Source organism: uncultured Gimesia sp., assembly GCF_937919775.1.
Lineage (GTDB): Bacteria > Planctomycetota > Planctomycetia > Planctomycetales > Planctomycetaceae > Gimesia.
The window spans coordinates 1-3,547 of the sequence record NZ_CALFPF010000125.1 but is presented as its reverse complement, the minus strand read 5'-3'; the positions used below and the strand labels follow the sequence as shown (position 1 = coordinate 3,547).

The following is a 3,547-nucleotide window of genomic DNA, read 5'->3' as shown; positions in this document are numbered from 1 at the left end:
TTGTGACGATTGATCTCAATATAACAGGAAATGATTGAAGGTTGGAATCCATATTTACCATCCCTGCCCTCCATTCGGACACGATTAACAAGTGTCCGACTATTAGAATTAGTTGAAGTGCCTCATGCAGCCGGTATTAAAAAATCTTTCGATCGGTTTTGTTGTTCTAGTTAGCAGCATTGCCTGGACTACTGCCGGAGCGAACGATGCTGTGCCCCAGAGACTGAGTCCCGTCGAATCACCTGTAGAGTTTCTTAATGAAACAGACGCAAAAATCAGCGAACCTGTTCTGGACTCTGAAATCAGCCCGATCAGTTACGCGCTGGACCAGGATGGCTCCTGTGATGCATTGCAAAATGGTTCTGCGTGCGAAACGTGTGTGCCATCGGCGGATTGTGGATATGACTGCGAAGAGAGTTTCTTCACGCGCCAGTATTTAACGGGTGACCTGTTCGGAGCGCGTTCCTCGCTCGCCGAGAGTGGCATTCTCATGGACCTGCAATTGACGCAGTTCTATCAGGGGGTCAGTAGTGGCGGCCGCAGCAGGAACTTCGCGTATGGAGGCAAAGCAGATTACATGTTCACATTCCAGGGAGCAAAGCTGGGATTGAATGAAGGATTTTCTGCGATTCTGCACGCGGAAACACGGTTTGGTGATGATATCGATGCCGATGCAGGCCTGTTGAGTTTTCCCAACAGCAACATGTTTTACCCTTTACCTGGCACAAATCAAACGGCGATCACCGGCTTGATGTTCATGCAGGCCCTCAGTGAAAACTTCGCGTTGACTGCAGGAAAATTTAACCTGCTTGACCTCTGGAATATGATCTATCCCAATACCGGTCGTGGTATCAACGGGTTTATGAATCTCTCGCTCATCGCGCCGACTCCGATTATCCGGACGACGAATTTATCGATTAACGGGGCAGGTGCTCTGGGATTGTATGAGGGACAGATCCAGAGTGCATTGATAGTGTATGATACGAACAATTCCTCTACAACAGCCGGTGTGGATGACTTGTTTAGCGACGGTGCCGTCATACTTGGCTACGGGCGCATCTTTACGGAACTGGGGGGCCAACCCGGCTCTCATGCCTTGCTTGGAAACTGGAGCAGTCGTTCTTACACCTCAGTTGATCCCACCAGTTGGACGGTCATTCCCGGTCAGGGTATCGCCGCTGGAACACAGACCGGCTCCTGGACCATCAGTTATATTCTGGATCAGGTACTTTGGACTGACAGCTGTAATGAGAAACGGAATCTGCGCCTGATGAGTCAGTGGATGCTCGCCGATGGAAATCCGAACCCATACCGCTGGAGTAGCAACGTTGCCTTGCAGGCCAATGGGTTGGTCCGCTGCCGCGAGCAGGACTCAATGGGCGTGGGCTACTTTTACAACGAACTCAGCAGCGACTTTAAACAACTGGTAAACCCCATTGTGGGCTTGCGAAATGTGCAAGGGGTCGAGTTATATTACAACGCCGCCATAACTCCCTGGTTTCATTTAACGGCGGACCTGCAAGTGCTGGAAGATGCGAACGCAACCGATAAAACTTCCGTACTGCCAGGATTACGGGCGAATCTGCGTTTTTAACGCATCCAACTGACTGACCCGAAATCCGAACTCTTGTCGCATCCGCCTGGCTGGTCTGGTTAAGTCATGTTGGCATCAAAGCCCTTGCTTTCGCATCCCAAGCCCCCAACGTTAAGCTATGAGGATTCTATGGGTACGACCGCAGAAGATCCCTGGCGTATGATGATTTCGCTCGAAACACTTAAGGCTAATATATCAATCCAACCGAACTTAATGATTGTAGCGACGCGATTTATCGCCGTCTGTGAATCTATTGGCCCTGCAATCATTACAAGCACCAAATTTATGAAAAACTGCACGGATACAAATGGTCCCACTTTCAATTTCCGATCCATTACGGTCGGTCTGATCATTGCCGCCGTCATTCCCCTGGAAGTCGGCTGCGCTGTTAATTCCGCAATCAGTCAAAATAAGGCCGAGCAACCAGGAATCGTTTCATCCGGTATCGATGGTGGTAAGTCAGAACGCGATACAAGCACGCCTCCAAACACCGTAGCCGGGAAGGCCCACGACTCAACCGCGAAAGGGTCTCAAACTGATTCATCAATCCGCTTAGTGCGCGGCGAAAGTCAACAGCACGAATCATCTGCATTGCGGCCGATTCAGGCAAAGTTGGAAAATATCAGTTTGAATCCTGTCGACGAAGAACCTGCACTGAATGGAATGATCACTCTGCAGGAACTTGAAACACTTGCATTAGAAAACAACCCAACCATCTCTGAACTCGCAGCCTCAACTCAGAAAGCCGCCGGGTACAGAAATCAGGTACTTACCAGACCCAACCCTGTGGTTGGATATCAGGGACAACAGCTGGCAGATCGTGGAACCGACCAGCACCTGGCCTTTATCGAACGAGAATTTGTCACCGGAGATAAGCTCGAACTTAACCAGCGCGTCTTGAATGCCACCTTGTGCGCACAGTTACAGGAACTCGAAGCGCAACGTTACCGCGTCACGACAGATATTCGGACGCGATTTTATCAGGCGCTCGCCATTCAGAAACAAATCGATCTGATCACCGAATTCTCCACAGTCGCAGAAAAGGGACTCAAGTTTGCTGAGTTGCGAAAGGAAGCCGGAGAAGGCTCTCAGGTCGACGTTCTGCAGTCTCAGATCCTCAAGAGTGAAGTTCATCTTGCAAAACGACAAGCGAATGCGAAGCTCGCTGCCATCTGGAGAGAGATCTCGGCTCTGGCAGGGGTGTCTGATCTTCCCTTTGCAAGACTGGACGGCACGCTTCCCACAAAGACTGATATAGTGGACTGGGATGGACTCGCCGCCTCACTGGTGGCATCCAGTCCCGAATACAGTGCCGCCCAGGACCGTATTTCCCGCGCTCACGCCGCTCTGCAACGTCAGCAGGTACAGCCCATTCCGAACATCGCCGTCCTGCTGGGAGCGGGTGTAGACTACGGCACTAATTCTGGAATGCTCAACCTGCAGGTAGGTGTTCCCTTACCTGTCAGTAACAAAAATCTGGGAAACATCGAGGCGGCACAAGCGGAAATCTGCCGTGCTCAAATGGAAGCACAACGCATCCAGAATAGTATTGAAGCTCGCTTAGCGATTGTTTCCAAAGAGTATGATACCGCAGTCGCCGCCATCGAAACGTATTCTTCCGACATCTTACCCAGTGCCAGTTCCTCCATGAAACTGGCAGATCAGGCATATCAGGCTGGTGAAGTCGCGTTCTTGCAGGTTCTCAGCACGCGAAAAACCTTCTTTGACTCCAATCTCCAATACATCAACGCTCAGTCACAGTTTGCCATTGCACAAGCCAAGATTGACGGCTTCGTTCTGACAGGGGCGCTTGACACCGTACGCGATGACAGCGGAGACGCCAGCCTGCGGGATCTCACATTCAGCCAGCAATAGTCTGTTTCTAAAAAACAATACTTAAAAAAGGGCCAGATCTTAAGTCATGAGACCTGGCCTTTTTTGTATTCCCCCCCC

General features: G+C 50.7%; 2 protein-coding genes. Both read left to right on the top strand.

Going from position 1 to position 3,547, the window contains the following annotated elements; all coding sequences use genetic code 11:
* Positions 1-124: 124 nt before the first annotated feature.
* Positions 125-1,594, top strand: coding sequence for a carbohydrate porin (locus Q0294_RS03425; protein WP_299460943.1), 1,470 nt, complete (start codon positions 125-127; stop codon positions 1,592-1,594).
* 285 nt (positions 1,595-1,879) lie between these two features.
* A complete protein-coding gene (locus Q0294_RS03420) occupies positions 1,880-3,469 on the top strand; it encodes a TolC family protein (protein ID WP_299460941.1) in 1,590 nt (529 codons plus the stop codon).
* The last annotated feature ends 78 nt before the right edge of the window (positions 3,470-3,547 follow it).

Coding starts and splice junctions, on each gene's coding strand:
- Q0294_RS03425 (WP_299460943.1), top strand. CDS start 125: ATGCAGCCGGTATTAAAAAATCTTTCGATCGGTTTTGTTGTTCTAGTT.
- Q0294_RS03420 (WP_299460941.1), top strand. CDS start 1,880: ATGAAAAACTGCACGGATACAAATGGTCCCACTTTCAATTTCCGATCC.